The sequence below is a fragment of the Halovulum sp. GXIMD14793 genome, from assembly GCF_054457435.1.
In genome coordinates this window covers 1-1,646 of the sequence record NZ_JBTLNE010000121.1, presented here as the reverse complement: position 1 = coordinate 1,646, position 1,646 = coordinate 1, and the positions used below count along the sequence as shown (strand labels likewise).

Below are 1,646 nucleotides of genomic sequence, written 5' to 3'. Positions count from 1 at the left end.
TCTTTGATCATCCCAATGATTTGGACTTCCGTGAAACGGCTCTTTCGCATTCGTTTGCTCCTTCAAAAGGTTGAGCAAACTCTACATCAGAACGAGGGAAGTTTCGGGGGGCAGGTCATCGGATCGGCAGGCTCGGAGGAAGTTAATGCGTTTCTTGACGCGCTGAGCGATAACGCGATCAGGGCTTTGCCCTATCTGTTTGAGCACTGGGCCCATCCGGGGCATCAATTGCCCCCGGATGGTGCCTGGACCACATGGGTGGTTCTGGGCGGTCGCGGCGCGGGCAAGACACGAACGGGGGCGGAATGGGTCCGGGCGCAGGTTGAGGGATCTGTGCCCGAGGCCCCGGGGAAATGCCGCCGCGTGGCCTTGGTTGGGGAAACCTATGACCAGGCGCGCGATGTGATGGTTTTTGGGGATAGCGGAATTCTGGCCTGTTCGCCGCCGGACCGGCGGCCGGACTGGCAGGCGACACGGCGCAAGCTGGTGTGGCCGAACGGCGCGGAGGCGCAGTGTTTTTCGGCGTCTGATCCGGATGCGATGCGCGGGCCGCAATTTGACTGCGCCTGGGCGGATGAGCTGGCGAAGTGGAAGCGTGGGCAGGAGGCTTGGGATATGCTGCAGTTCTGTCTGCGGTTGGGGGATGATCCGCGCCAGGTTGTGACGACCACGCCGCAGAATGTGAAAGTGCTGCGGGATTTGCTGGAGGCACCGGGGACGGTGCTGACCTTGGCCCCGACGCGTGCGAACCGGGTCTGGCTGGCTGAGGGTTTTCTGGAGAAGGTGACGGCGCGCTATGAAGGCACGCGGCTGGGGCGGCAGGAGCTTGAGGGCGAGTTGCTGACCGATCTGGAGGGCGCGCTGTGGACGACGGAGATGCTGGAGGCTGGCCGGGTGCGCGAGGTGCCTGAGCTGGATCGGGTGATCGTTGCGGTTGATCCGCCGGTGAGTTCCGGCAAGGCGTCGGATGAATGCGGGATTGTCGTTGCCGGTGTGGTGATGCAGGGGCCACCGCAGGATTGGCGGGCTTATGTTCTGGAAGATGCTTCGATAGCGTCGGCAACGCCGTTGCAATGGGCGGAGCAGGCGCTGGCGGCGATGCGCCGGCATGGGGCGGAGCGGCTGGTGGCTGAGGTCAATCAGGGCGGTGAACTGGTTGAGACGGTGATGCGCGGGATTGATCCGCTAGTGTCATACCGGGCGGTACGGGCCAGCCGGGGCAAGGCGGCGCGGGCCGAGCCGATTGCGGCCCTTTATGAGCAGGGCCGGGTGCATCATGTCTTTGGGCTTGGCGCGCTGGAGGATCAGTTGTGTCAGATGACGGTGCGCGGATTTCTGGGGCAGGGTAGCCCTGACAGGGCAGATGCGCTGGTCTGGGCATTGACGGATTTGATGACGGATCCGGCGGAAGGGTTCACGGCCCCAAGACTGCGCAGTCTTTAGCGCGTCATGCGAAAAACCTGACTCATCGAACGCTGTCTGAAATCAAAGATTGCAACGCGTTAAATGAGGCCTGATGTCTCAGGTATTTAAAGCGTTTCGAGTTTACCTTGAGACATCACATAAAATCGAAACGCGTACACCATATAGGCTTATCACTGCGTTTCAGGATAATCTTTTGTCTCAGGTTTATCCCGAAACGCTTT

At 61.0% G+C, this 1,646-nt stretch carries 1 protein-coding gene; it reads left to right on the top strand.

The window, feature by feature from the left end; genetic code table 11:
* The first annotated feature begins 15 nt into the window (after window positions 1–15).
* The gene (locus ACW9UQ_RS18605; RefSeq protein ID WP_458932478.1) at window positions 16–1,443 is read left to right on the top strand and encodes a DNA-packaging protein; all 1,428 of its coding nucleotides are present in this window, start codon (window positions 16–18) and stop codon (window positions 1,441–1,443) included.
* Window positions 1,444–1,646: the final 203 nt, after the last annotated feature.

Coding starts and splice junctions, on each gene's coding strand:
- ACW9UQ_RS18605 (WP_458932478.1), top strand. CDS start 16: ATGATTTGGACTTCCGTGAAACGGCTCTTTCGCATTCGTTTGCTCCTT.